Here is a 25,306-nt window from a genome sequence, read left to right as displayed (position 1 = left end):
GCCCGCCCGTCGTCGGTTCCCTCGTGTCCCCAATGCCCGCCGCTCAAGCGCCCCGCACCTCCTCTGCCAGCGCCAGCGCCTCATGGGCCATCCGGGCCGTCGCCTCCAGGTCCGTCATCATCAGTGGCACGGCGCGGCAGCGGATGCCCGCGGCCTCGACGCGCTCCACGGCGGCCGCGTCCACGGTGTCGACGAGCCAGCCGTCCAGCAGCCCCGAGCCGTAGTGCTCGGCGACCGCCGCGGCCGTCGACTCGACGCCGACCGCCGCGAGCACCTTGTCGGCCATGCCGCGCACGGGCGCGTCGCCGACGATGGGGGACAGGCCCACGACGGGCACCCCGGCGTCCGCGATTGCCTCCCGGATGCCGGGCACCGCCAGGATCGTGCCGACGGAGACGATGGGGTTGGACGGCGGGAACAGGATCACGTCCGCCTCGGCGATGGCCTCCAGAACGCCCGGCGCCGGCTTCGCCTGCTCGGCGCCGACCGGCACGATCGCCTCGGCCGGGACGGACGCCCGCAGCCGCACCCAGTACTCCTGGAAGTGGATCACCTTGCGCTCGCCGGAACCCTCGGCGGAGTCGCTGTCGGGCACGGTGACGGCGACATGCGTCTCGACGCGGTCGTCCGACATGGGGATGAGCCGGACCCCCGGCTTCCAGCGGTCGCACAGCGCCTCGGTGACCGCGCTGAGCGGATAGCCCGCGCCCAGCATCTGCGTCCGCACGATGTGCGTGGCGAAATCACGGTCGCCGAGCCCGAACCACTCCGGTCCGACGCCGTACGCCGCGAGCTCCTCCTTGACGTGGAAGGTCTCGTCGGCCCGGCCCCAGCCCTGGTCCTCGTTGATGCCGCCGCCGAGCGTGTACATCACCGTGTCGAGGTCCGGGCAGACCTTCAGCCCGTAGAGATGAATGTCGTCACCGGTGTTGCCGATGACCGTGATGTCCGCGTCGGGCACGGCCCGCTTCAGACCACGCAGAAACCGGGCACCGCCGATGCCGCCTGCCAGAACCACAATGCGCATGAGAGCCAGTCTTGCAGGCGGGTACGACAGCGCGTGACCCGGTTGTGGACGGCCGTCTCCCCCTCCGGCACCGCACTCGGACGGGGTCGTGCCCGGCTGGCGGCCCGGTACGGCGGGCTCGGGCGGCGACGGCGCGGAAACCGGCGGTCGTGCGCGGCGGGGCTCCGCCGGCGAAAGCGGCGAACCGGTGGCCGCCTGCCGCCGGGTTCAGGCGGAGACCGTGTCCACCGTGCCGCGCTCCGCCGCGCAGGCGCTGGCGTGCATGGGCATCTCGGTCAGCCCCGGGTAGTAGACGTGCAGGCTCACCGCCGGCTCCAGCGCGTCGTTCACCACTTCGTGCACATAGCCCGGCGCGAACACCCTCTGCGCCCCCGCACCCAACGCGCGGGTGCCGCGCTCCGTGCGCTCCGTCAGCGCGCCCTCCAGGACGGTCAGTACGCCGGACGAGCGCCCGTGGTCGTGCAGCCCGCTGCCCTGCCCGGGCACCCACGAAAGCAGCCACACCTCGTAGCCGGGGCCCGTGCGGAGCCGGTGGTACCAGCGGGACGTCGCGTCGTACCGCACGAGGTGCTCCCACTGGGAGCGGTCGGCGGCGATGGCGCGGGCGAGACCGGCGAACTCGGCCACGGTGGCCGGGTGCTCGCGCGGCGGCTGGAGCAGATGCGGTACTTCGAGGATGTCGCCGGCGATCTGGAGGTCACTGTCGCTGTTCATGGGATGCGGTGTTCCTCGGCGGAGAGTGCGGGGGTGGCTGGGTGTCGCATGTCGTCCGCCCGGGTCACGGGCGGAGGCGTACGCCCTGGTACGGGCGGAGGGAACAACAGCCGAGTCGCGTGGACTCAGGACGGCCGGAGCGCTGAGGGATGGCTCAACAGCCGGAACAGCAACAGCTACAGCGAGCGCGGGCAGCACCGTGGGACCCGGCGGAGCGGGTCGAGGTGAGTGCCAAGTTCGCGAGCATGCCCACTAGGACATCGGTTCACACCTCCGCTGTCAACTTGATGTCCGGAATGTGGGAGATGTTTCACCTCATCCGGTTCATCTGGCAGATGAAAGGTTTGTTCATGGGGCGCCGCGGACACATGGCGCACATCCGGGCGCACGAGCCCCGTTGCGATCTCGTGATCCGAATGTGATCCGCTTCGCTTCGCCGCGCGTGCCGGAACGAGATCGAACATCTGGGCGTCCTTCCCTGTGAGGGGTCCGAAGCTCGTTCCGACCTCCGCTCAGTGTCAGGGTTTATGCCGATTTGAACACTTTCCGCATAGCCTTGGTTCCGCAGAGTGAATAAGGGGCCCAATAGCAGATCTCGGCTTGACTGGCCCGGATCGGCACACTTGTAATTTCACTCGTGTCGTTCAGCCGAAATCGGTAACGGCTACATCACGGGGACGCGAAAGACAGACGAGGGGCGCACATGACCGAGCTGGTGCAGCAACTGCTGGTCGACGACGCGGACGAGGAACTCGGCTGGCAGGAGCGCGCGCTGTGCGCCCAGACCGACCCCGAGTCCTTCTTCCCGGAGAAGGGCGGCTCCACCCGTGAGGCCAAGAAGGTCTGCCTCGCCTGCGAAGTCCGCTCCGAGTGCCTTGAGTACGCGCTCGCCAACGACGAGCGGTTCGGCATCTGGGGCGGCCTGTCCGAGCGCGAGCGTCGCCGCCTCAAGAAGGCCGCCGTCTGACCGGGCCCGCCCGGAGACCTCCGGGAAGGCCCCGACAACGCACACGAACAACGCACACAAAGGACGTCACCGACGGCCCGTCGCAGGTGGGTTATCCACAGGCGGCGGGCCGCTGTGCTGCCCAGCCGATAGTGTGGTCGCTCGTCCGAGACGCCCCGCTGCCCCCGGTGGGCACAGGCGTCCACCGCAGTCCATCGAACCGGGGCCCGTACCTCGATGTCCGTGCACAGCCATACGGCAGCCCATCAAGACGTCGCTGCCACAGTGTCGTTCGACCCGACCCGCCCGCCCGAGTTTCCGCGTCACGTGGTCACCGCGGTGCTCGTCTCCCACGACGGCGCCCGCTGGCTGCCCGACGCGCTCGCCGGGCTGCTCGGCCAGGACCGCCCCGTGCAGAACGCCGTGGCGGCCGACACCGGCAGCGCGGACGACTCCGCCCAGCTGCTCACCGAGGCCCTCGGCGACGACCATGTTCTGCACCTCGCCCGACGCACCGGTTTCGGCCAGGCCGTAGAGGAGGCGAGCCGCATCGCGGCCGTCCTCACCCCGGACGACCTGCCCTACCTCAAGCGCCCCAGCGGCTGGGACCCCGTCACCCGCACCTGGCGCGACGAGGCCTACGACATGCCGGATCTGCCGCACGGCGAGCCGATGCAGTGGCTGTGGCTCCTGCACGACGACTGCGCGCCCGAACCCGACGCCCTGGCCCAGCTGCTGCGGGTCGTGGAGACCGAACTGGAGCTGGGCCGCGACGATGTGGCTGTCGTGGGCCCCAAGCTCCGCGGTTGGTACGACCGCCGGCAGCTTCTCGAGGTCGGCGTCACCATCGCCAACTCGGGCCGCCGCTGGACCGGCCTGGACCGCCGCGAACAGGACCAGGGCCAGCACGACCACGTCCGCCAGGTGCTGTCCGTGTCCACGGCCGGCATGCTGGTCAGGCGTGACGTCTTCGAGCAGCTCGGCGGGTTCGACCGGCATCTGCCCCTGATGCGTGACGACGTCGACCTGTGCTGGCGCGCCCAGGCCGCCGGGCACCGGGTGCTCGTTGCCCCCGAAGCGGTCGTCCGGCACGCCGAGGCGGCCTCCCGCGAGCGCCGCACCGTCGACTGCGTGGGCCGCACCGCGGCCTCCCCACACAAGGTCGACAAGGCGGGCGCCGTCTACACCCTCCTCGTCAACGCCCGTACGGCACAGCTGCCGTGGATCATGCTCCGCCTGGTCCTCGGCACCCTGCTGCGCACGGTGGCGTACCTCGTCGGCAAGGTCCCGGGGCAGGCGGTCGACGAGATCCGCGGTCTCCTGGGGACGCTGCTGCGGCCCGAGCGGATCATCGCCGGGCGGCGCGGGCGCGGCCGACCGCAGGTCGACAAGGGGGAGCTGCGCCCGCTGTTCCCGCCGCCCGGAGCGACCGTCCGGGCCACCGTCGAACAGGTCGCGAGCAATCTGGTGGGCCGTTCCGACCCCGAGGTCTCCTCGGCCGGCCGGCACGGTGGCGCCATCGAGTCCGGTCCCGGCGGCGACGACGCCGACTTCCTGGAAGTCGAACAGTTCGCGCGGCTGAAGCGCATCGCCCGCAAGCCCGGACCGGTGCTCTTCGTCGTCCTCCTGGCCGTCTCCCTCGTCGCCTGCCGCGCTCTGCTCGGCGGTGGCGCGCTCGCGGGCGGCGCGCTGCTGCCCGCGCCCGTCGACTCCTCCGCGTTGTGGTCGCGGTATCTCGACGCCTGGCATCCGGTCGGCGCGGGCGGCACGCACTCCGCGCCGCCCTACCTCGCGCTCGTCGCCCTACTCGCGAGCATCTTCTTCGGCTCCACCGGATTCGCGGTCACGGTGCTGCTCGTCTGCTCGGTGCCGCTGGCCGGGTTCACCGCGTACTTCGCGTCGCGTCCGCTCGTCGAGTCGCGGCTGCTGCGCGCGTGGGCGTCCGTCGCGTACGCCTTCCTGCCCGCCGCCACCGGTGCCCTCGCCGGCGGCCGCATCGGCACCGCGGTCCTCGCGGTCCTGCTGCCGCTCATCGCGCGCGCGGGCATCGCGGCCACAGGCCTCGCCCACGCGTCCGGCGCGCGCGGCAGCTGGCGCGCCACCTGGGCGTACGCCCTGCTGCTGACGATCACTACGGCGTTCACGCCGATCGTGTGGCCCCTCGCCCTGATCCTCGGCCTGGCGCTGCTCGCGGTGCGCAGGAACGACATCGTCGCCTACGGGCTGCGTTTCCTCGCCCAGTTGGGCACCCCGCTGCTGGTGCTCGCCCCCTGGTCGCTGTCACTGCTGCCGTTCGGCTTCTTCAAGGAGGCCGGTCTCACGTTCGGCAGCAGCGCGGCCTCCGCCTCCGACCTGCTCGGCGCGAGTCCGGGTGGACCCGGCACCGTCAGCGGGCTGATGCTCATCGGTGTCGTCCTCGCCGCGCTGGCCGCCCTGATGCGCTCCGAGCGCCAGGCGAGCATCTGGACGGCGTGGGCGGTCGCTCTGGTGGCGCTCGTCTTCGCGGTTTTGTCCAACCGCTCCACCTGGGCCGGACCCGCGACCCTCGTCTACGGCCTCGCGATCCTGGCCGCCGCCGCGATCGGTGCGGACGGCGCAAGGGCGCGCGTGGCCGAGCAGAGCTTCGGCTGGCGCCAGCCGGTCGCCGCGCTCATCGCGTTCGCCTCCGCGGCCGGCCCGCTGCTCATCGCCGCCGGATGGATGATCCGGGGCGCCGACGGTCCCCTGGAGCGCCGCGACCCGGTGCAGGTGCCCGCGTTCGTCGCCGAGGAGGGCGGCACCAGCGACCAGGCCCGCACCCTCGTCCTCGACGGCGAGACCACCGCGCGCGTGGGTTACACGCTGGTCCGTGGCTCCGGCGCCCGCCTCGGCGACGGGGAACTCGCCACGGAGGACGGCGAGAACGAGAAGCTCGACAAGGTCGTCGCCAACCTCGTGGCGGGCTCCGGCGCCGACCAGGCCGACGAACTCGGCGGCTTCGCCGTGCGCTACGTCCTCGTCCGCAAGGGCGCGCCCCGCGAGGTCAGCCGCGTCCTGGACACCACGCCCGGCCTCACCCGGCTCAGCCAGCAGGACGGCAGCGCCCTGTGGCGGGTGGACCGTGAGGTCTCCCGCGCCGCGATCGTCACCGGCTCCGCCGCACCGCAGCCCGTCGCGGCCGGACCGGTCGAGATCCACACCAAGATCCCCTCCGGTGGCGACGGCCGCGTCCTGCGGATCGCCGACACCGCCGACGCGGGCTGGACCGCCACCCTCGATGGCAAGCCGCTCACCCGCACCACGGTCGACGGCTGGGCCCAGGGCTTCGAACTGCCCGCCACCGGCGGCACGTTGGACGTCACGTACGACACGCCGTTCGGCCACACCGCCTGGCACTGGGCGCAGGGAGCGCTCGCCGTCGTCCTGGTGGTGCTCGCCCTGCCGGGCCGCCGCCGGGACATCGACGACGACCTCCCCGAGGAGCAGGTCGTGCCCGCGCAGGACACCAGCGGGGAGGGCCGCCGCGCCCGCCGCCTGCGCGCCCAGGCCGAGGCCGAAGCGGCATCGCAGGACGCCGACACCCTGCCTCCTCCTCCAGAGGAGGCCCCCGCCCCCGCCGCCGTCCCGCAGCAGCAGGCGTACGGCGAGTGGGACACGGCGGGCTACGCGGACACCGAGTACGCCGCCTACGGCGCAGAGCAGTACCCGGGCGGCGAGCAGTACGCGCCGGGCACGTACGAGCAGCAGCCGTACCAGGCCGACCCCTACCAGGGCGGCCAGTACGACCCGTACGCCTACGGGACCACGCCGCAGTACGACCCGACGTACACCCAGGGCTACGCCATGCCGTACGACCCGGCGCACGGCACCGACAGTGAGCGCCCCGACGGGAGCCAGCAGTGAACCGCACGACCCTGTCCCTGATCGCCGGTGCCACCGCGCTCGCCGCCGTCACCGGATTCGCCGCGCTCACGGCTCCTGAGGCGTCCGGCAGTGGCGCCGCGAAGGCGGCCGCACGGCTGCCCGTGCAGCAGACCCGGCTGCTGTGCCCCGAGCCGAGCGCCTCCGACATCGCCGAGACCTCCTACACGTCCTTCACGCCTGTCGCGCAGGGCACGAGCGGCAGCGGCAAGGCAGAACTCACCGCGGCCGACGAGGAGTCGGCGGACGGCTCGGGATCCTCCCAGAGCGGCAAGACCGGTAAGAGCGGCAAGAGCAAGAAGCGGTCCGACGCGCCGACCGTGACCCCCAAGGAGCCCGGTAGGCCGGTCACCGGGGACAGCTCGGGCGCCGGCACACCCGCGCTCATCGGCACCGCCACGGGCCGGCTCGCGCCCGGCTGGACGGTACAGGAGACCACCGAGGTCGCCGCGGGCACCGGCCGTGGACTGCTCGGCACCAACTGCACCGCCCCGGACACCGAGTTCTGGTTCGTGGGCGCCAGCACCGCCGGCTCCCGCACCGACTACGTGCACCTGATCAACCCCGACGACTCCGCCGCGGTCGTGGACATCGAGTTGTACGGCAAGGACGGCAACCTCAAGTCGACCACGGGCGAGGGCATCACGGTCAAGCCGCACTCCAGCGAACCGGTCCTGCTGTCCACGCTCACCGGCGCGAAGGAAGGCGACGTCACGGTCCATGTGAGCGTCCGCAGCGGCCGGGTCGCCGCCACCCTGCAAGCCCTCGACGACAAGCTGGGCGGCGACTGGCTGGCCGCCTCCACGGACCCCGCGGGCTCTGTGGTGATGCCTGGCATCCCCAAGGACGCCACGGACGTCCGCCTGATCGTCTTCGCCCCGGGCGACGCCGACGCCGACCTCAAGGTGCGCCTCTCCACGCCCTCCGGGGAGATCACCCCGGCCGGGAACGAGACGTTGCACGTGAAGTCGGGCATGACCACCGCCGTCGACCTGGGCGACGTCACGCGCGGCGAGGCGGGCTCCCTGGTGCTGACGCCCAACGACACCGCGGTCCCTGTGGTGGCCGCCGTGCGCGTGGTGCGCGGCAAGGGCGACAAGCAGGAGTCGGCGTTCATCCCGGCCACCGCGCCCGTCGGCACGCGCGCGTCGGTCGCGGGCAACAGCGCCAAGGGCACCACGCTCGCGCTCAGCGCCGCGGGCGGCTCGGCCACGGTCAAGGTCACCGCGTCCGCGGGCAGCGAGGGCGGTACGGCGGTGACGAAGGAGTACACGATCAAGGGCGGCACGACGCAGAACGTGGAGGCGCCCGTCCCCGGCGGCCTCAAGGGCACGTACGCGCTGACCGTCGAGCCGGTCTCCGGAGGACCCGTCTACGCCGCACGCACCCTCCAGACGAACACCGAGGGCGTATCGGCGTTCACGGTGCAGACCCTCCCGGACGACCGGGGGACGGTGGCGGTGCCGGAGGCGGACCAGGATCTGTCGGTGTTGCTGAAGAAGTGACGGCACGGGCTGCCGTGCCGTGCCGTGCCGCTCGCGGCGACGAGCTCGACGTCAGTGGCGTCGTCAGTCCTCGCCGTAGCGCGGATCCACCGTCTCCGGAGTGAGCCCCAGCAGCTCCGCCACCTGCTCCACGACCACCTCGTGGACCAGCGCGGCACGCTCGTCGCGGCCCTTGGTGCGGATCTCGACCGGGCGGCGGTAGACGACCACACGCGCGCGGCGGCCCTCGCGGGCCGGGATCGTGCCGCCCAGGGGCACCGCCTCGTCCGCCCAGCGCTCACCGGGGCCGTCGAGGCGCGGCACCTCCAGGACCAGGAAATCGATGTCGGCGAGCTGTGGCCAGCGCCGTTCCAGACGCTCCACGGAGTCCTGCACCAGATCCGCGAACACCTCGGCGCGGCTCGCGGCGAGCGGCACCTGGGGCGGCGCGATGGGCCCACGCATGCCTCTGCCGTGGCGATCGCGGCGGCGGGGGCCGGGGGCGGTGGCGCGGGGCGGTACGGCGTTGTCCATCACTGACGAAGCGTAGTCCCCGCCGGGGCGCCGCGCCCGGCCCCCACGCGGCCGCGCACCCCCGGCCGCGCCGTGTCCAACCGGCTCGCCGGGGCCCGGCCCGGGGAACATGCGCCGAGTCCGCACGGCATGTCGCGGGATGACCATTCCAGATGTCGCAGGATGACCATTCCAGCCAAGCTTGGGCTCGATTCCATATCTCTCCGGGACCGCCGACCTCATGAAAATTGGCGAGGTTTGTACCAAGTGGTGACCGATTTCAGTGCTGTTCGGTGTCCCCTCGTGGGTTGTCGGCGCAGGTCAGTGAGGCGGGTCCGGAGGGGTGTGTGGGGCGTTTCACAGCACGACACGGTGGAGTGACCTGGGGGAGAGTCGTCGCGGCCCGCTCAAGAGTGCGGTACCGTCCAACGTCGTGAGCCCTGTACGTCGCTGTTCGCGCACCGCTTGCGGCCGACCCGCCGTCGCGACGCTGACGTACGTCTACGCCGACTCGACCGCGGTCCTCGGCCCGCTCGCCACCTACGCCGAACCCCACTGCTACGACCTGTGCGCCGAGCACTCCGAGCGCCTGACCGCGCCACGCGGCTGGGAGGTCGTCCGGCTTCTGGACGGCTCGGCCCCGGCGCGCCCCAGCGGTGACGACCTGGAGGCGCTCGCCAACGCGGTGCGCGAGGCGGCCCGTCCGCAGCAGCGCACGGCCGAGGCGGGCGGCGGCAGTGCCCGTACGGCGGACCCGATGGAGGTCGCACGCCGCGGCCATCTGCGGGTGCTGCGCTCGCCGGACAACTGAGCGCCGGCTCCCGGCGGTTGAGGGAGCGACCGCTCCACCGGTACCCCGTGCGCCGGTGAGACCTGGTATGAACTCCGTTGGAACAGCCCGCACCGCACTGTGGAGTCACCTCCGAGCGTCAGGACCAGCAGGTAGTTTGGGGTCATTGTTGAGACCTCAGGAGGGTTGGCCGTGGCTGCTGATCTGTCGCAGATCGTGAAGGCGTACGACGTACGCGGGGTAGTCCCGGACCAGTGGGACGAGTCGCTGGCCGAGCTCTTCGGGGCGGCCTTCGCTCAGGTGACCGGCGCCGACGCGATCGTGATCGGCCACGACATGCGCCCCTCGTCCCCCGGTCTGTCGCGGGCCTTCGCGCGCGGAGCGGCGGCACGCGGCGTCGACGTCACCGAGATCGGCCTGTGCTCGACGGACCAGCTGTACTACGCGTCGGGCGCGTTCGGCCTGCCGGGCGCGATGTTCACCGCCTCCCACAACCCGGCGAAGTACAACGGCATCAAGATGTGCCGCGCGGGCGCCGCCCCGGTCGGCCAGGACACGGGTCTCGTCGAGATCCGCGAACTGGCGGAGCAGTGGAGGGACTCGGGCGCACCGGAGCCGGTGGAGACGGCGGGAACGATCACGCAGCGCGACACGTTGCAGGATTACGCGGCCTACCTCCGCTCCCTGGTCGACCTGACCTCCATCCGCCCCCTGAAGGCTGTCGTCGACGCGGGCAACGGCATGGGCGGGCACACCGTGCCCACCGTCTTCGCCGGGCTGCCCATCGACCTGGTTCCGATGTACTTCGAGCTGGACGGGACGTTCCCGAACCACGAGGCCAACCCGCTCGACCCGGAGAACATCGTCGACCTGCAAAAGCGTGTGCGCGAGGAGGGTGCGGACCTCGGCATCGCCTTCGACGGCGACGCCGACCGCTGCTTCGTCGTCGACGAACGCGGCGAACCGGTCTCACCGTCCGCGATCACGGCGCTGGTCGCCGCGCGCGAGCTGGCCAAGCACGGCGGCAAGGGCCCGATCATCCACAACCTGATCACTTCGTGGTCGGTGCCGGAGGTCGTACGGGAGAACGGCGGCACGCCGGTACGCACGCGCGTGGGCCACTCCTTCATCAAGGCCGAGATGGCACGCACCGGCGCGATCTTCGGCGGAGAGCACTCCGCCCACTACTACTTCAGGGACTTCTGGAACGCCGACACGGGCATGCTCGCCGCCCTCCACGTCCTCGCAGCCCTCGGCGGTCAGGACGGCCCGCTGTCGCAGCTCGTCGCCGAGTACGACCGCTATGTCGGCTCCGGAGAGATCAACTCCACGGTCGACGACCAGAAAGGCCGGCTCGCCGCGATCAAGGCGGCGTACGAGGGCCGCGAGGGCGTCGAGATCGACGAACTGGACGGCCTGACCGTCTCGTCCGCCGACGGATGGTTCAACGTCCGCCCCTCCAACACGGAACCGCTGCTCCGCCTGAACGCGGAGGCGAAGGAGGAGGCGATCATGACGAAGATCCGGGACGAGGTGCTGGCGATCATCCGGGACTGACGTTCCCCCTGCCCCCGCCCACCTGCCGACCACCCCCTGCTCCACGGAAAGGGGGGTGGTGGACCCCGCCCAACTCCGGCATGCCGCCGCACTCAGCGGTACGCTGACCAGGCACAGCGCATCCGCCCCCGAAGGGACCTTTCATGCCGCTCGAAGCCGGCCTCCTGGAGATCCTCGCTTGCCCGGCGTGCCACGCCGCCCTCAAGGAGGAGGAGAGCGAACTGGTCTGCACCGGCCAGGACTGCGGCCTCGCCTACCCCGTCCGGGACGGCATCCCGGTCCTGCTCGTCGACGAGGCCCGCCGCCCCGCGTAACGGACCGGCGATCGGAGGCTGCCGACCATGCTGGACGAATCGCTGCTCGAGGACCCCGAGGCGCTGGCACGCGCCGACCGGCGCGCACTGCTGCGCGGCGCCGCCGAGGCGGGCGCCCGGGTGCGCACCGCCGTGCGGTTCGCCGCCGAAGCGGGGGTCAACGAGCTGAAGCCCGACGGCCGCCCCCGCGCGGTCCTCATCGCGGGTCCCGGCACCGCCTCCGTGGGCGTCGCCGAACTGCTCGACACCCTCGCCGGTGTCTCCTGCCCGGTCACCCGCATCCATCCGACGGGCGTCGCCCCCGCCGCGGGCGCCCTGCGCTGGGAGCTGCCCGGCTGGGCGGGCCCCGTCGACCTCCTGCTGATCGCCACGCCCGACGGCACGGAACCGGGCCTGTCGATCCTGGTCGACCAGGCCTACCGCCGCGGCTGCACCGTGGTCGCGGTGGCCCCCGCCCGGTCCCCGATCACGGATGCGGTGACCGGCGCCCACGGCCTGTTCGTCCCGATGGCGACCGCCCCGTACGAGCAGGAAGAGCCCCTCACCGCGTCCGCGCCCGGCGTCCTGTGGGCCCTGCTCACCCCGCTGCTCGTCCTCCTCGACCGCACCGGACTGCTTTCGGCGCCGCCCGATGCCCTGGAGAGGGTCGCCGACCGCCTCGACCGCGTCGCCGAGCGCTGCGGTCCGGCCATCGCGACCTACGGCAACCCCGCCAAGAACCTCGCCGCCGAGCTGGCCGAGTCGCTCCCGGTGATCTGGACGGAGGGCGTCTCCGCCGCGCCCGCCGGCCGCCGTTTCGCCGCCGCGCTCGCGGAACTGGCAGGCCGCCCCGCGCTCACCGCGCAGCTCCCCGAGGCGCTCGCCTCGCACAACATCCTGCTCTCCGGTGCGCTCGCCGCCGGCGCCGACCCCGACGACTTCTTCCGCGATCGCGTCGAGGAGGCACAGGCCCTCCACGCGCGCGTGGTGCTCCTGCGCGACCGCCCGATCGGCGGCCTCAGCGCGGCCCCCGCCGCACGCGAGCTCGCCCTCGGCCACGGCACGGCGATCAGCGAACTCGAACCGGAGGACGGCGACGAACTGGAAACACTCGCGGAGTTGATCGCCATCACGGATTTCGCCGCCGTTTACGTGGCGCTCGCTTCCGGGGCCTGATCTTGGCTCACACCGGCTGACCGCGCGCACCGGCCGACGCCCGAGGAAGGGCGTCGGCCGAGCAGCGTACGTATGGAGAAAACACCCATGGATCGCCTCGACAACACCATCCGCCCCTACGCCTGGGGATCGACCACCGCCATTCCGCGGCTCCTCGGGGTGGAGCCGACCGGTGAGCCCCAGGCGGAGATGTGGATGGGCGCCCACCCGGGCGCACCCTCGCGCACCCCGCGCGGCCCTCTCGACGAGGTGATCGACGAGGCACCGGAACGCGAGTTGGGGAACCCGACGGTCGCCAGGTTCGGCCCCCGGCTGCCCTTCCTGCTGAAGATCCTCGCCGCCGGCGCCCCGCTCTCCCTCCAGGTGCACCCCGACCTGGAGCAGGCGAAGGAGGGCTACGAGGACGAGGAACGCCGCGGCATCCCGATCGACGCACCCCACCGCAACTACAAGGACGGCAACCACAAGCCCGAGCTGATCTGCGCCCTCACCGAGTTCGACGGCCTGTGCGGTTTCCGCGCCCCGGCCGAGGCCGCGGACCTGCTCGCGGGCCTCGACGTCGACTCTCTCAAGCCGTATGTCGACCTCCTGCACGCGCACCCCGAAGAGGCCGCCCTGCGCGAGGTCCTCACCGCCGTCCTGACCGCCGACCCCGAGGACATGGCCAAAACGGTCCGCGAGGCTGCCGCCGCCTGCGCCCGCCTCGGCGGCGAGTACGCCCCGTACGCCGACATCGCCCACCACTACCCGGGCGACCCCGGCGTGATCGCGGCCATGCTGCTCAACCACGTCCGCCTTCAGCCCGGCGAGGCCCTCTTCCTCGGCGCCGGCGTTCCGCACGCCTACCTCGACGGCCTCGGCGTCGAGATCATGGCCAATTCCGACAACGTCCTGCGCTGCGGTCTGACCCCCAAGCACGTCGACGTCCCCGAGCTGCTGCGCATCGTCCGCTTCGAGGCGAGCGACCCCGGCGTCCTGAGCCCGGAGGCCTCGCCCGACGGCGAGGAGGTCTACGAGACGCCCATCGACGAGTTCCGCCTGTCCCGGTATGTCCTCCCGGAGGGCGCGGCCCCGCACGACCTCACCCGCGTGACGCCGCAGATCCTCCTGTGCACCGCTGGTTCCGTACGTGCCGGGGACCACGTGCTCGCCCCGGGTGAATCGGTCTTCGTACCGGCGGGCGAAAAGGCGGAAGTATCCGGGTCCGGCACGGTCTTCCGCGCCACGGTCGTCGTCTGACCCGGAGGCGTACGCAGTCGCTGAGCCGGTCCGAGGCGCCGCCGTCGGACCCGGCTGCAACAATGGCCCACCGGCAAAGGACGGGCAAAGCCGGGGACGGCGTACGGGCGTACGTGGTTCCTGGGCGGGACGGCTACGAAGGGACAACGCGAACACATGAGCGCGTCAGGCGGCACCAGGGCGATCGTGGCGGCACTCGGAGCCAACCTCGCGATCGCGGCATCGAAGTTCGTGGCGTTCGCCTTCAGCGGCTCGTCGTCGATGCTCGCCGAGGGCGTCCACTCGCTCGCCGACTCCGGCAACCAGTTCCTGCTGCTGATCGGCGGCAAGAAGGCCGAGCGCGAGGCGACCCCGCAGCACCCCTTCGGCTACGGCCGCGAGCGGTACATCTACGCCTTCCTGGTCTCGATCGTCCTCTTCTCCGTCGGCGGCATGTTCGCGATCTACGAGGGCTACGAGAAGATCAACCACCCGCACGAGGTCGAGCACTGGTACTGGCCGGTGGGCGTCCTCGTCTTCGCGATCATCGCCGAGGGCTTCTCGTTCCGCACGGCCATCAAGGAGTCCAACGAGCTGCGGGGCAAGCTCTCCTGGACGCAGTTCGTCCGCCGGGCCAAGGCTCCCGAACTGCCCGTCGTCCTCCTGGAGGATTTCGGCGCGCTCATCGGTCTGGTCCTCGCCCTCCTCGGCGTCGGTCTCGCCCTGCTCACCGGCGACGGTGTCTGGGACGGCATCGGCACGGTCTGCATCGGTGTCCTGCTCGTCCTGATCGCCCTCGTCCTGGCCGCCGAGACCAAGTCCCTGCTGCTCGGCGAGGCCGCGGGCATCGAGGTGGTCCAGCAGATCGAGGCCGCGATGGTCGACGGCGACACGGTCACCCGCCTCATCCACATGCGCACGCTCCACCTCGGCCCCGAGGAACTGCTGATCGCCGCCAAGGTCGCTGTCCGGCACGACAACACGGCCACGGAGGTCGCCTCCGCGATCAACGCCGCCGAGGCCCGCATCCGCGCCGCCGTCCCGATCGCCCGCGTCATCTACCTGGAGCCGGACATCTACAGCGAGGCCGAGGCCGCGAAGGGCCCGGACCGCGAGGCGACGCCGGGCGGCCCGGCACCGACCGCCGGGCACTGATCCCGTCGTCACGCCTGGCACGGTCCACGGCGGCAGGGGCGAGGTGACGGTCACCGCGGGCCGCCGTACGGCTCAGGCGGCGATCCCGAGGCCGAGCCCGGAGAGCACCGGGACGAACCCGCTCAGTGCGCCCACCCGCGAGCAGGACCGGAACCGTGGGGGGCGCCGCTCACACGGCCCCGGACACCGGCCGACGCCGACGTGCGAACACTCTTGCGCATGCGCGGACATCGGCCGCCGGAACGTCGCAAGCAACCGGCCGTTCTTGGAGGCGGACTGGGGAGCGCGGGGCCGCCCGGTGTAGCTTTGAAGCCGAGCCAGACGTCGCTGCTGATGGCGGTCGGGCGGTCCCACCGCGGACCGACCGAGGGAGAGAGGGCCTCCGACGGACTGCGCTGCGCGTACGCGGGCACCCTTGTGCCGGCCGCCGCGCAGACCAGCCCTACCCACCTCGACCCAACCCCGAGGAGCAGCACGCAATGACGACTGTCGAAAACCGGCAGGACTTCAAGGTCGCCGACCTCTCCCTGGCCGAGTTCGGCCGCAAGGAGATCACTCTCGCCGAGCACGAGATGCCCGGTCTGATGGCGATCCGCAAGGAGTACGCCGAGGCGCAGCCCCTGGCCGGCGCCCGCGTCACCGGCTCCCTGCACATGACCGTCCAGACCGCCGTACTCATCGAGACCCTGGTGGCCCTGGGCGCGCAGGTCCGCTGGGCCTCCTGCAACATCTTCTCCACCCAGGACCACGCGGCCGCCGCCATCGCCGTCGGCCCGAACGGCACGCCGGACAACCCGCAGGGTGTCCCGGTCTTCGCCTGGAAGGGCGAGACCCTGGAGGAGTACTGGTGGTGCACGGAGCAGGCGCTGACCTGGCCGGACAGCCCCACCGGCGGCCCGAACATGATCCTGGACGACGGCGGTGACGCCACCCTCCTGGTCCACAAGGGCGTCGAGTACGAGAAGGACGGCAAGGTCCCGGCCGTCGAGACCGCCGAGTCCGACGAGCACCGCGTCATCCTGCAGCTGCTCCACCGCACCCTGGGCGAGAACCCCCAGAAGTGGACCCAGCTGGCGTCCGAGATCCGCGGCGTGACCGAGGAGACCACGACCGGCGTCCACCGCCTGTACGAGATGCAGCGCGACGGCGTCCTCCTCTTCCCGGCGATCAACGTCAACGACGCCGTCACCAAGTCGAAGTTCGACAACAAGTACGGCTGCCGCCACTCCCTGATCGACGGCATCAACCGCGCCACCGATGTCCTCATCGGCGGCAAGACCGCGGTCGTCTGCGGCTACGGCGACGTGGGCAAGGGCTGCGCGGAGTCCCTGCGCGGGCAGGGCGCCCGCGTGATCGTCACCGAGATCGACCCGATCTGCGCGCTGCAGGCGGCGATGGACGGCTACCAGGTCACGACCCTCGACGAGGTCATCGACAAGGCCGACATCTTCGTCACCACGACCGGCAACAAGGACATCATCATGGCCTCGGACATGGCCAAGATGAAGCACCAGGCGATCGTCGGCAACATCGGCCACTTCGACAACGAGATCGACATGGCCGGCCTCGCCAAGATCCCCGGCATCGTGAAGGACGAGGTCAAGCCGCAGGTCCACACCTGGACCTTCCCCGACGGCAAGGTGATCATCGTCCTCTCCGAGGGGCGCCTGCTGAACCTGGGCAACGCCACCGGTCACCCGTCGTTCGTGATGTCCAACTCCTTCGCGGACCAGACGCTGGCCCAGATCGAGCTGTTCACCAAGCCGGACGAGTACCCCACCGGCGTGTACACGCTGCCCAAGCACCTCGACGAGAAGGTCGCCCGTCTCCACCTGGACGCGCTCGGCGTGAAGCTCACCAAGCTCCGCCCCGAGCAGGCCGCGTACATCGGCGTCGACGTCGAGGGCCCGTTCAAGTCGGACCACTACCGCTACTGATCACCGGCGGCGCCGGGCCGCGCGTACGCCGTCGGCTGTCGGCGTACGCGAGCCCGTCGCGCACCACGTGGTGAGCACGTCCGTGCACTGACGTGCTCCTCAGCAGCAGGACCGAGGCAGGCCCCCGCACCCCCGTGCCGGGGGCCTGCCCCTTTTGGCCGGACCAGGCAGACTGGCCGGACCAGCCCGTCACGACCCAGGACCCCCATGCCCCGCGGCCGATATTCGCTTCACGACCCGCACGACCACACCCTCCTCGCCGAAGAACACTTCCACTGCGCACCCGGCCCTTCCGGCTGGCGTTATGTCTCCCAGCTGACCGCCCCGTCCGGCGACCATGCCGGCTCCGTCGACCTTGCCCTCGACGAGCTCGGCCGCCCCATCCGCCTCGAACTCCACGCTGCCGGCTGGCAGGTGCGGGGCGCTGCCCTCGACGGCGTCACCTGGGTCCGCACCGATCCCACCGGCGCGCATGCCACCGAAGGCAATGTCCGCGCCCACGCCTTCACCGGCACATCGCCGGCGTTCCTCGTCGCCACCGCCCGTCTGCTGCGCCTCACCCCCTCTTCCTCCGCGACGCGCGTACGCCTCGTCGCCTTCACCGATCCGGTCCTCGCCCCCCGCACCGTGGACCAGTCCTGGGCCCTGATCGCAAGAGAAGCACACGCCACTGACAACGCCCCCCTGCTCGTGGACGAATACCAGGTCACAGCCCTGGACACGGGGGAGCAGCACACCGTCCACATCTCCGGCGACGTGGTGCTCGCGGCGCCCGGCATCGAACTGGAGCACCTCGAATCACCGCCGTCGGTGTTCCCCTGACGGCGGCCCGGCCCCATGCCGAAGAGGAGCGTCAGGCAGGCGGCGCGAATCCGGTGCCGGGTCGGTCCGACGGCTCGTCTTGCGGCGCTGCGGACCGAGGGGCCTGCGGCGCTGCGGACCGCGGGTTCTGCGGCAGGACGGGCGTAGCCGTCTGAGGCCGTGCCGCGTATGTCTGCGGCCGAACCGGCGTCCCGGACCGGTCCTCAGCAGCGTCCGAACCGGGAAGCGACCACGGGCCTGCCCCGGTGGTCGGTACCGGGGGCCGCTGCGGGACCGGCGCCGGCCCGCCAGGGATCCCGGGCGCCTGCGGGTTCACGCTCACGGCCTCCCCCTCAACCCGGTCGCCGAACGCCCGCCGCGCCTCCCGCGCCTGCCGTTCCTGCACCACCGCCGCCAGATACGCGGCCGGCGGAACACCGTGCGGCGCCGGCGCCCCCGTACGGGCCGCGAGGTCGGCGGCGAGACGTTCCGCCATCGTCCAGCCCACCTGCGGATCAAGCTGCTGCATCCGCGTCAGGTACTGCCGGATCGCCAGCCACAACCCGTCCGGAACCGCCGACAGATCCAGCTCGGAGAACCGCCCGGCCAGCCAGGGCGGCGGCGGAGGCACGAAGCGCGTACGCCCCGCGGGCACCCTCTCCCGTACGACCAGCGTCCCCGCGAACACGTCACCGAGCCGCCGACCCCGCGCCGACACCAGTGAGGCGATGCACGCGATGACCCCGAAGGTCATCAGGATCTCGATCACGCCCACCGCACCCCGGACCAACGCGTGCCGGAACCGGATCGGCCCCCCGTCGTCCCGCACCACGCGCAGCCCGCAGGCCAGCTTCCCCAGAGACCGACCGTGGCTGAGCGTCTCCACCGCGATCGGCCCGCCCACCAGTACGAGCACGAAGGCCGCGATCGACACCGCGATCTGTGCGGCCTCGTCCAGCCCGGACGTGGACGCCACCAGGACGATCATCACCACGATGTAGGCGAACAGGGCCACTGCCAGGTCGAGCAACACGGCCAGCGCCCGGCTCGGCAGCTTCGCGGGGCGCAGCTCCAGCGCCACCGCCTCGCCCGTTACTAGCTCACTCACGCCCGCAGTCCTTCCCCTGACCCGCCTAGCGATACGACAGTCTGCCAAGCTGAGGGCACATCGCGCCGCAGTACGACAAGCTGACACGCAGTACGAGAGGACGAGGAGCAGCCCATCCCATGGACCTCGACGTGTTCGTGTCCACCCACCGAGCCGAGTGGGACCGCCTCGAGGCCCTGCTGCGCCGCCAGCGCCGCCTCACCGGAGCAGAGGCGGACGAACTCGTCGCCCTCTATCAACGCACCGCCACCCACCTCTCGGTGATCCAGTCCAGCGCACCGGACCCCCAGCTCACGGGTCGCCTCAGCCAACTGGTGGCACGCGCGCGCAGTGCCGTGACGGGCACTCGCCGCGCCTCGTGGCGCGATGTCACACGCTTCCTTGCCTACGGATTTCCCGCCGCGGTCTACCGTTCGCGCCGCTGGTGGATACCCACCGCGCTGCTCTCCACGGTGATAGCAGCGCTCCTGGGGTGGTGGATCGGCACCCATCCGGAGGTTCAGTCCTCGATTGCCGCCCCCAGCGAACTGCGCGATCTGACGCGCCCCGGCGGCGAGTACGAGACGTACTACTCCAGCCATCCCGCCGCGGCCTTCGCCGCCCAGGTGTGGACGAACAACGCCCAGGCTGCCGCGTTGTGCCTGGTCCTCGGCATCTTCCTGGGCCTCCCGGTTCTCTGGATCCTCTTCGAGAACATGCTGAACCTTGGGGTCGGCATCGGCCTGATGTCCTCGGCCGGCCGCCTCGACACCTTCCTGGGCCTGGTCCTCCCGCACGGCCTTCTCGAACTGACGGCAGTCTTCGTGGCTGCCGGAACGGGCCTACGACTCGGCTGGACCCTCATCGACCCGGGCCCCCGTTCCCGCCGCACCGCCCTCGCCGAGGAAGGCCGCGCCGCCCTGGGCATGGCGATCGGCCTCGCTCTGGTCCTGTTCGTCTCGGGCGCCATTGAAGGCTTCGTGACCCCGTCCGGCCTCCCGACCTGGGCCCGAATCGGTATCGGCATCGTCGCTGAGCTGGCGTTCCTCACCTACGTCTTTGTCCTGGGCGGACGTGCGGCGCGGGCCGGTGACACCGGCGACGTGGAAGCGGCCGAGCGCAGCGCGCAGGTCCCGACAGCAGCCTGATGGGTGACGGACCCCGCCGGATGTGCGTCTCTCGCCGTTGACCTGCTAGTCTCCTCTTCGCCCCGCAAGAGCCGTTGACACGGATCGCGTGGGGAGGTAGATTCGAACAGTTGCCTAGAGGTGGACCTGTCCACCGGCAACGGTGAGCGTCTAGCTGCTTCCGGAGCATCGATGGACATCGATCCCGAGGAGCCCCTTCCGAAGATTCAGAAATGGATGCCGGTCAATCGGCCCCAATAACTCTGATAAAGTCGGAAATGCCGGAAAGGGAAACGCGAGAGCGGGAACCTGGAAAGCGCCGAGGAAATCGGATCGAGAAAAGATCTGATAGAGTCGGAAACGCAAGACCGAAGGGAAGCGCCCGGAGGAAAGCCCGAGAGGGTGAGTACAAAGGAAGCGTCCGTTCCTTGAGAACTCAACAGCGTGCCAAAAGTCAACGCCAGATATGTTGATACCCCGTCTCCGGCCGGTTCGGCTGGGACGAGGTTCCTTTGAAAAACACAGCGAGGACGCTGTGTGCGAGGGGACTATTCCTCCTCTCGCACCGCTCTCGTGGTGTTCATCCCGATTACGGGAAAACATTCACGGAGAGTTTGATCCTGGCTCAGGACGAACGCTGGCGGCGTGCTTAACACATGCAAGTCGAACGATGAACCACTTCGGTGGGGATTAGTGGCGAACGGGTGAGTAACACGTGGGCAATCTGCCCTGCACTCTGGGACAAGCCCTGGAAACGGGGTCTAATACCGGATACGAGGTTCGGAGGCATCTTCGAACTTGGAAAGCTCCGGCGGTGCAGGATGAGCCCGCGGCCTATCAGCTTGTTGGTGAGGTAATGGCTCACCAAGGCGACGACGGGTAGCCGGCCTGAGAGGGCGACCGGCCACACTGGGACTGAGACACGGCCCAGACTCCTACGGGAGGCAGCAGTGGGGAATATTGCACAATGGGCGCAAGCCTGATGCAGCGACGCCGCGTGAGGGATGACGGCCTTCGGGTTGTAAACCTCTTTCAGCAGGGAAGAAGCGAAAGTGACGGTACCTGCAGAAGAAGCGCCGGCTAACTACGTGCCAGCAGCCGCGGTAATACGTAGGGCGCAAGCGTTGTCCGGAATTATTGGGCGTAAAGAGCTCGTAGGCGGCTTGTCACGTCGATTGTGAAAGCCCGAGGCTTAACCTCGGGTCTGCAGTCGATACGGGCTAGCTAGAGTGTGGTAGGGGAGATCGGAATTCCTGGTGTAGCGGTGAAATGCGCAGATATCAGGAGGAACACCGGTGGCGAAGGCGGATCTCTGGGCCATTACTGACGCTGAGGAGCGAAAGCGTGGGGAGCGAACAGGATTAGATACCCTGGTAGTCCACGCCGTAAACGGTGGGAACTAGGTGTTGGCGACATTCCACGTCGTCGGTGCCGCAGCTAACGCATTAAGTTCCCCGCCTGGGGAGTACGGCCGCAAGGCTAAAACTCAAAGGAATTGACGGGGGCCCGCACAAGCGGCGGAGCATGTGGCTTAATTCGACGCAACGCGAAGAACCTTACCAAGGCTTGACATACACCGGAAAGCATTAGAGATAGTGCCCCCCTTGTGGTCGGTGTACAGGTGGTGCATGGCTGTCGTCAGCTCGTGTCGTGAGATGTTGGGTTAAGTCCCGCAACGAGCGCAACCCTTGTTCTGTGTTGCCAGCATGCCCTTCGGGGTGATGGGGACTCACAGGAGACCGCCGGGGTCAACTCGGAGGAAGGTGGGGACGACGTCAAGTCATCATGCCCCTTATGTCTTGGGCTGCACACGTGCTACAATGGCCGGTACAAAGAGCTGCGATACCGTGAGGTGGAGCGAATCTCAAAAAGCCGGTCTCAGTTCGGATTGGGGTCTGCAACTCGACCCCATGAAGTCGGAGTCGCTAGTAATCGCAGATCAGCATTGCTGCGGTGAATACGTTCCCGGGCCTTGTACACACCGCCCGTCACGTCACGAAAGTCGGTAACACCCGAAGCCGGTGGCCCAACCCCTTGTGGGAGGGAGCTGTCGAAGGTGGGACTGGCGATTGGGACGAAGTCGTAACAAGGTAGCCGTACCGGAAGGTGCGGCTGGATCACCTCCTTTCTAAGGAGCACTTCTAGGCAGCCGCAAGGTTGTCCAGAGGCCAGTACATCAGCGAATGTCTGATGCTGGTAGCTCATGGGTGGAACGTTGACTACTCGGCACACTTGACCTGCTCTGGTCGCTAGTACTGCTTCGGCGTGGAACGCGAGATGGAGAGGCGAGGGTGTCGGGCACGCTGTTGGGTATCTGAAGGTACGGCCGCAAGGTCTGTCTTCAGTGCCGGCCCCGGTGAAGCACCAAGGTTTTGGTGTGTGACGGGTGGTTGGTCGTTGTTTGAGAACTGCACAGTGGACGCGAGCATCTGTGGCCAAGTTTTTAAGGGCGCACGGTGGATGCCTTGGCACCAGGAACCGATGAAGGACGTGGGAGGCCGCGATAGTCCCCGGGGAGTCGTCAACCAGGCTTTGATCCGGGGGTTTCCGAATGGGGAAACCCGGCAGTCGTCATGGGCTGTCACCCACTGCTGAACACATAGGCAGTGTGGAGGGAACGAGGGGAAGTGAAACATCTCAGTACCCTCAGGAAGAGAAAACAACCGTGATTCCGGGAGTAGTGGCGAGCGAAACCGGATGAGGCCAAACCGTATGCGTGTGAGACCCGGCAGGGGTTGCGCATGCGGGGTTGTGGGATCTCTCTTCTGTTGTCTGCCGGCAACAGGACGAGTCAGAAACCGTTGATGTAGGCGAAGGACATGCGAAAGGTCCGGCGTAGAGGGTAAGACCCCCGTAGTCGAAACGTCAGCGGCTCGTTTGAGAGACACCCAAGTAGCACGGGGCCCGAGAAATCCCGTGTGAATCTGGCGGGACCACCCGCTAAGCCTAAATATTCCCTGGTGACCGATAGCGGATAGTACCGTGAGGGAATGGTGAAAAGTACCGCGGGAGCGGAGTGAAATAGTACCTGAAACCGTGTGCCTACAAGCCGTGGGAGCGTCGGAACAAGGCTTGCCTTGTTCTCGTGACTGCGTGCCTTTTGAAGAATGAGCCTGCGAGTTTGCGGTGTGTTGCGAGGTTAACCCGTGTGGGGAAGCCGTAGCGAAAGCGAGTCCGAATAGGGCGTTGGAGTAGCACGCTCAAGACCCGAAGCGGAGTGATCTAGCCATGGGCAGGTTGAAGCGGAGGTAAGACTTCGTGGAGGACCGAACCCACCAGGGTTGAAAACCTGGGGGATGACCTGTGGTTAGGGGTGAAAGGCCAATCAAACTCCGTGATAGCTGGTTCTCCCCGAAATGCATTTAGGTGCAGCGTCGTGTGTTTCTTGCCGGAGGTAGAGCACTGGATAGGCGATGGGCCCTACCGGGTTACTGACCTTAGCCAAACTCCGAATGCCGGTAAGTGAGAGCGCGGCAGTGAGACTGTGGGGGATAAGCTCCATGGTCGAGAGGGAAACAGCCCAGAGCATCGACTAAGGCCCCTAAGCGTACGCTAAGTGGGAAAGGATGTGGAGTCGCACAGACAACCAGGAGGTTGGCTTAGAAGCAGCCACCCTTGAAAGAGTGCGTAATAGCTCACTGGTCTAGTGATTCCGCGCCGACAATGTAGCGGGGCTCAAGCGTACCGCCGAAGTCGTGTCATTGCAGCATATAGGGCCAACGCCTGCTGTGATGGGTAGGGGAGCGTCGTCTGCCGGGTGAAGCAGCACCGGAAGGTAGTTGTGGACGGTTGACGAGTGAGAATGCAGGCATGAGTAGCGATTCACACGTGAGAAACGTGTGCGCCGATTGACTAAGGGTTCCTGGGTCAAGCTGATCTGCCCAGGGTAAGTCGGGACCTAAGGCGAGGCCGACAGGCGTAGTCGATGGATAACCGGTTGATATTCCGGTACCCGCTGTGAAGCGTCAAACATCGAGCATCGTGATGCTAAGGCCGTGAAGCCGTTCCGGACCCTTCGGGGAAAGGAAAGTGGTGGAGCCGCTGAACCAAGCGGTTAGTAGGTGAGTGATGGGGTGACGCAGGAAGGTAGTCCATCCCGGGCGGTGGTTGTCCCGGGGTAAGGGTGTAGGCCGTGCGATAGGCAAATCCGTCGCACATGAGGCTGAGACCTGATGCCGAGCCGATTGTGGTGAAGTGGATGATCCTATGCTGTCGAGAAAAGCCTCTAGCGAGTTTCATGGCGGCCCGTACCCTAAACCGACTCAGGTGGTCAGGTAGAGAATACCGAGGCGTTCGGGTGAACTATGGTTAAGGAACTCGGCAAAATGCCCCCGTAACTTCGGGAGAAGGGGGGCCACACCTGGTGAGGGAACTTGCTTCCTGAGCTGGGGGTGGCCGCAGAGACCAGCGAGAAGCGACTGTTTACTAAAAACACAGGTCCGTGCGAAGCCGTAAGGCGATGTATACGGACTGACGCCTGCCCGGTGCTGGAACGTTAAGGGGACCGGTTAGCTCCATTTCGGTGGGGCGAAGCTGAGAACTTAAGCGCCAGTAAACGGCGGTGGTAACTATAACCATCCTAAGGTAGCGAAATTCCTTGTCGGGTAAGTTCCGACCTGCACGAATGGCGTAACGACTTCTCGACTGTCTCAACCATAGGCCCGGTGAAATTGCACTACGAGTAAAGATGCTCGTTTCGCGCAGCAGGACGGAAAGACCCCGGGACCTTTACTACAGTTTGATATTGGTGTTCGGTTCGGCTTGTGTAGGATAGCTGGGAGACTTTGAAGCGGCCACGCCAGTGGTTGTGGAGTCGTCGTTGAAATACCAGTCTGGTCGTGCTGGATGTCTAACCTGGGTCCGTGATCCGGATCAGGGACAGTGTCTGATGGGTAGTTTAACTGGGGCGGTTGCCTCCTAAAGAGTAACGGAGGCGCCCAAAGGTTCCCTCAGCCTGGTTGGCAATCAGGTGTTGAGTGTAAGTGCACAAGGGAGCTTGACTGTGAGACCGACGGGTCGAGCAGGGACGAAAGTCGGGACTAGTGATCCGGCGGTGGCTTGTGGAAGCGCCGTCGCTCAACGGATAAAAGGTACCCCGGGGATAACAGGCTGATCTTCCCCAAGAGTCCATATCGACGGGATGGTTTGGCACCTCGATGTCGGCTCGTCGCATCCTGGGGCTGGAGTCGGTCCCAAGGGTTGGGCTGTTCGCCCATTAAAGCGGTACGCGAGCTGGGTTTAGAACGTCGTGAGACAGTTCGGTCCCTATCCGCTGTGCGCGTAGGAGTCTTGAGAAGGGCTGTCCCTAGTACGAGAGGACCGGGACGGACGAACCTCTGGTGTGCCAGTTGTTCTGCCAAGGGCATGGCTGGTTGGCTACGTTCGGGAGGGATAACCGCTGAAAGCATCTAAGCGGGAAGCCTGCTTCGAGATGAGGACTCCCACCCACTTGATGGGGTAAGGCTCCCAGTAGACGACTGGGTTGATAGGCCAGATCTGGAAGCACGGCAACGTGTGGAGGTGACTGGTACTAATAGGCCGAGGGCTTGTCCTCAGTTGCTCGCGTCCACTGTGTTGGTTC

16 protein-coding genes and 2 rRNA genes are annotated in these 25,306 nt (G+C 68.5%); 14 read left to right on the top strand and 4 right to left on the bottom strand.

Features of this window, described 5'->3' with window-relative positions:
• Positions 1-43: 43 nt before the first annotated feature.
• Together cofD and Q2K21_RS31670 are read right to left on the bottom strand one after the other, a co-directional pair.
• Entirely contained in the window at positions 44-1,027 is a 984-nt protein-coding gene (gene cofD / locus Q2K21_RS31675; RefSeq protein ID WP_310778144.1) for a 2-phospho-L-lactate transferase, read from the bottom strand.
• Positions 1,028-1,234: 207 nt separating this feature from the next.
• Positions 1,235-1,741: a cysteine dioxygenase gene (locus Q2K21_RS31670; protein ID WP_310778141.1), complete on the bottom strand. Its 507-nt coding sequence runs from the start codon at positions 1,739-1,741 to the stop codon at positions 1,235-1,237.
• A gap of 703 nt (positions 1,742-2,444) precedes the next feature.
• Here Q2K21_RS31670 and Q2K21_RS31665 point away from each other — a divergent pair.
• The 3 genes from Q2K21_RS31665 (at position 2,445) to Q2K21_RS31655 (ending at position 8,092) form a co-directional block, all read left to right on the top strand.
• Positions 2,445-2,708, top strand: coding sequence for a WhiB family transcriptional regulator (locus tag Q2K21_RS31665; RefSeq protein ID WP_003975777.1), 264 nt, complete (start codon positions 2,445-2,447; stop codon positions 2,706-2,708).
• A gap of 216 nt (positions 2,709-2,924) precedes the next feature.
• Positions 2,925-6,569 carry a glycosyltransferase family 2 protein gene (locus Q2K21_RS31660; protein ID WP_310778024.1) on the top strand — a complete coding sequence of 1,215 codons (3,645 nt, stop codon included), beginning with the start codon at positions 2,925-2,927 and terminating at the stop codon, positions 6,567-6,569.
• A complete protein-coding gene (locus tag Q2K21_RS31655; protein ID WP_310778021.1) occupies positions 6,566-8,092 on the top strand; it encodes a DUF5719 family protein in 1,527 nt (508 codons plus the stop codon). Before Q2K21_RS31660 ends, Q2K21_RS31655 begins: the two co-directional genes overlap by 4 nt.
• A 63-nt stretch (positions 8,093-8,155) precedes the next feature.
• On the opposite strand, the gene Q2K21_RS31650 is transcribed toward Q2K21_RS31655, so the two are convergent.
• Positions 8,156-8,605 (bottom strand): metallopeptidase family protein, encoded by a 450-nt coding sequence (locus Q2K21_RS31650; RefSeq protein WP_310781346.1) that lies wholly within the window; start codon positions 8,603-8,605, stop codon positions 8,156-8,158.
• A 412-nt stretch (positions 8,606-9,017) separates the two neighbouring features.
• Here Q2K21_RS31650 and Q2K21_RS31645 point away from each other — a divergent pair, with 412 nt between their 5' ends.
• From Q2K21_RS31645 to Q2K21_RS31610, 8 genes are all read left to right on the top strand, one after another.
• Positions 9,018-9,395, top strand: a complete 378-nt coding sequence (locus tag Q2K21_RS31645; protein ID WP_310778018.1) for a DUF3499 domain-containing protein — start codon at positions 9,018-9,020, stop codon at positions 9,393-9,395.
• A 171-nt stretch (positions 9,396-9,566) separates the two neighbouring features.
• Positions 9,567-10,931: a phosphomannomutase/phosphoglucomutase gene (locus Q2K21_RS31640; RefSeq protein WP_310778016.1), complete on the top strand. Its 1,365-nt coding sequence runs from the start codon at positions 9,567-9,569 to the stop codon at positions 10,929-10,931.
• Between the two features lie 143 nt (positions 10,932-11,074).
• The gene (locus Q2K21_RS31635) at positions 11,075-11,245 is read left to right on the top strand and encodes a Trm112 family protein (RefSeq protein ID WP_310778013.1); all 171 of its coding nucleotides are present in this window, start codon (positions 11,075-11,077) and stop codon (positions 11,243-11,245) included.
• Between the two features lie 27 nt (positions 11,246-11,272).
• Positions 11,273-12,400, top strand: coding sequence for an SIS domain-containing protein (locus tag Q2K21_RS31630; RefSeq protein ID WP_310778010.1), 1,128 nt, complete (start codon positions 11,273-11,275; stop codon positions 12,398-12,400).
• Between the two features lie 87 nt (positions 12,401-12,487).
• Positions 12,488-13,639, top strand: a complete 1,152-nt coding sequence (gene manA / locus Q2K21_RS31625) for a mannose-6-phosphate isomerase, class I (protein WP_310778005.1) — start codon at positions 12,488-12,490, stop codon at positions 13,637-13,639.
• Positions 13,640-13,795: 156 nt separating this feature from the next.
• The gene (locus Q2K21_RS31620; protein WP_310778000.1) at positions 13,796-14,773 is read left to right on the top strand and encodes a cation diffusion facilitator family transporter; all 978 of its coding nucleotides are present in this window, start codon (positions 13,796-13,798) and stop codon (positions 14,771-14,773) included.
• Positions 14,774-15,252: 479 nt separating this feature from the next.
• Positions 15,253-16,710 carry an adenosylhomocysteinase gene (gene ahcY / locus Q2K21_RS31615; protein WP_310777998.1) on the top strand — a complete coding sequence of 486 codons (1,458 nt, stop codon included), beginning with the start codon at positions 15,253-15,255 and terminating at the stop codon, positions 16,708-16,710.
• A gap of 207 nt (positions 16,711-16,917) precedes the next feature.
• Complete coding sequence (locus tag Q2K21_RS31610) at positions 16,918-17,532, top strand: hypothetical protein (RefSeq protein ID WP_310777995.1); 615 nt, start codon at positions 16,918-16,920, stop codon at positions 17,530-17,532.
• Between the two features lie 31 nt (positions 17,533-17,563).
• Here the strand turns inward: Q2K21_RS31610 and Q2K21_RS31605 are convergent, their stop codons facing one another.
• Complete coding sequence (locus tag Q2K21_RS31605; RefSeq protein WP_310777993.1) at positions 17,564-18,619, bottom strand: RDD family protein; 1,056 nt, start codon at positions 18,617-18,619, stop codon at positions 17,564-17,566.
• Positions 18,620-18,738: 119 nt separating this feature from the next.
• Here Q2K21_RS31605 and Q2K21_RS31600 point away from each other — a divergent pair, with 119 nt between their 5' ends.
• The 3 genes from Q2K21_RS31600 (at position 18,739) to Q2K21_RS31590 (ending at position 25,279) form a co-directional block, all read left to right on the top strand.
• Positions 18,739-19,746 carry a stage II sporulation protein M gene (locus Q2K21_RS31600; protein WP_310777990.1) on the top strand — a complete coding sequence of 336 codons (1,008 nt, stop codon included), beginning with the start codon at positions 18,739-18,741 and terminating at the stop codon, positions 19,744-19,746.
• Between the two features lie 581 nt (positions 19,747-20,327).
• Positions 20,328-21,853: ribosomal RNA gene (locus Q2K21_RS31595) — 16S ribosomal RNA — on the top strand.
• A 305-nt stretch (positions 21,854-22,158) separates the two neighbouring features.
• Positions 22,159-25,279 (top strand): 23S ribosomal RNA (locus tag Q2K21_RS31590).
• Together the 16S and 23S rRNA genes form the textbook arrangement of a ribosomal RNA operon.
• Positions 25,280-25,306: the final 27 nt, after the last annotated feature.

Source organism: Streptomyces sp. CGMCC 4.7035 (assembly GCF_031583065.1).
Lineage (GTDB): Bacteria > Actinomycetota > Actinomycetes > Streptomycetales > Streptomycetaceae > Streptomyces > Streptomyces yaanensis.
The sequence above is the reverse complement of the archived record's forward strand: the minus strand, read 5'-3'. Positions and strand labels throughout refer to the sequence as shown.

Excerpts from the sequence above, each read along its gene's own strand:
- cofD (WP_310778144.1), bottom strand. The coding sequence starts at position 1,027 with ATGCGCATTGTGGTTCTGGCAGGCGGCATCGGCGGTGCCCGGTTTCTG.
- Q2K21_RS31670 (WP_310778141.1), bottom strand. The coding sequence starts at position 1,741 with ATGAACAGCGACAGTGACCTCCAGATCGCCGGCGACATCCTCGAAGTA.
- Q2K21_RS31665 (WP_003975777.1), top strand. The coding sequence starts at position 2,445 with ATGACCGAGCTGGTGCAGCAACTGCTGGTCGACGACGCGGACGAGGAA.
- Q2K21_RS31660 (WP_310778024.1), top strand. The coding sequence starts at position 2,925 with ATGTCCGTGCACAGCCATACGGCAGCCCATCAAGACGTCGCTGCCACA.
- Q2K21_RS31650 (WP_310781346.1), bottom strand. The coding sequence starts at position 8,605 with ATGGACAACGCCGTACCGCCCCGCGCCACCGCCCCCGGCCCCCGCCGC.
- Q2K21_RS31635 (WP_310778013.1), top strand. The coding sequence starts at position 11,075 with ATGCCGCTCGAAGCCGGCCTCCTGGAGATCCTCGCTTGCCCGGCGTGC.
- Q2K21_RS31630 (WP_310778010.1), top strand. The coding sequence starts at position 11,273 with ATGCTGGACGAATCGCTGCTCGAGGACCCCGAGGCGCTGGCACGCGCC.
- manA (WP_310778005.1), top strand. The coding sequence starts at position 12,488 with ATGGATCGCCTCGACAACACCATCCGCCCCTACGCCTGGGGATCGACC.
- Q2K21_RS31620 (WP_310778000.1), top strand. The coding sequence starts at position 13,796 with ATGAGCGCGTCAGGCGGCACCAGGGCGATCGTGGCGGCACTCGGAGCC.
- ahcY (WP_310777998.1), top strand. The coding sequence starts at position 15,253 with ATGACGACTGTCGAAAACCGGCAGGACTTCAAGGTCGCCGACCTCTCC.
- Q2K21_RS31610 (WP_310777995.1), top strand. The coding sequence starts at position 16,918 with ATGCCCCGCGGCCGATATTCGCTTCACGACCCGCACGACCACACCCTC.
- Q2K21_RS31600 (WP_310777990.1), top strand. The coding sequence starts at position 18,739 with ATGGACCTCGACGTGTTCGTGTCCACCCACCGAGCCGAGTGGGACCGC.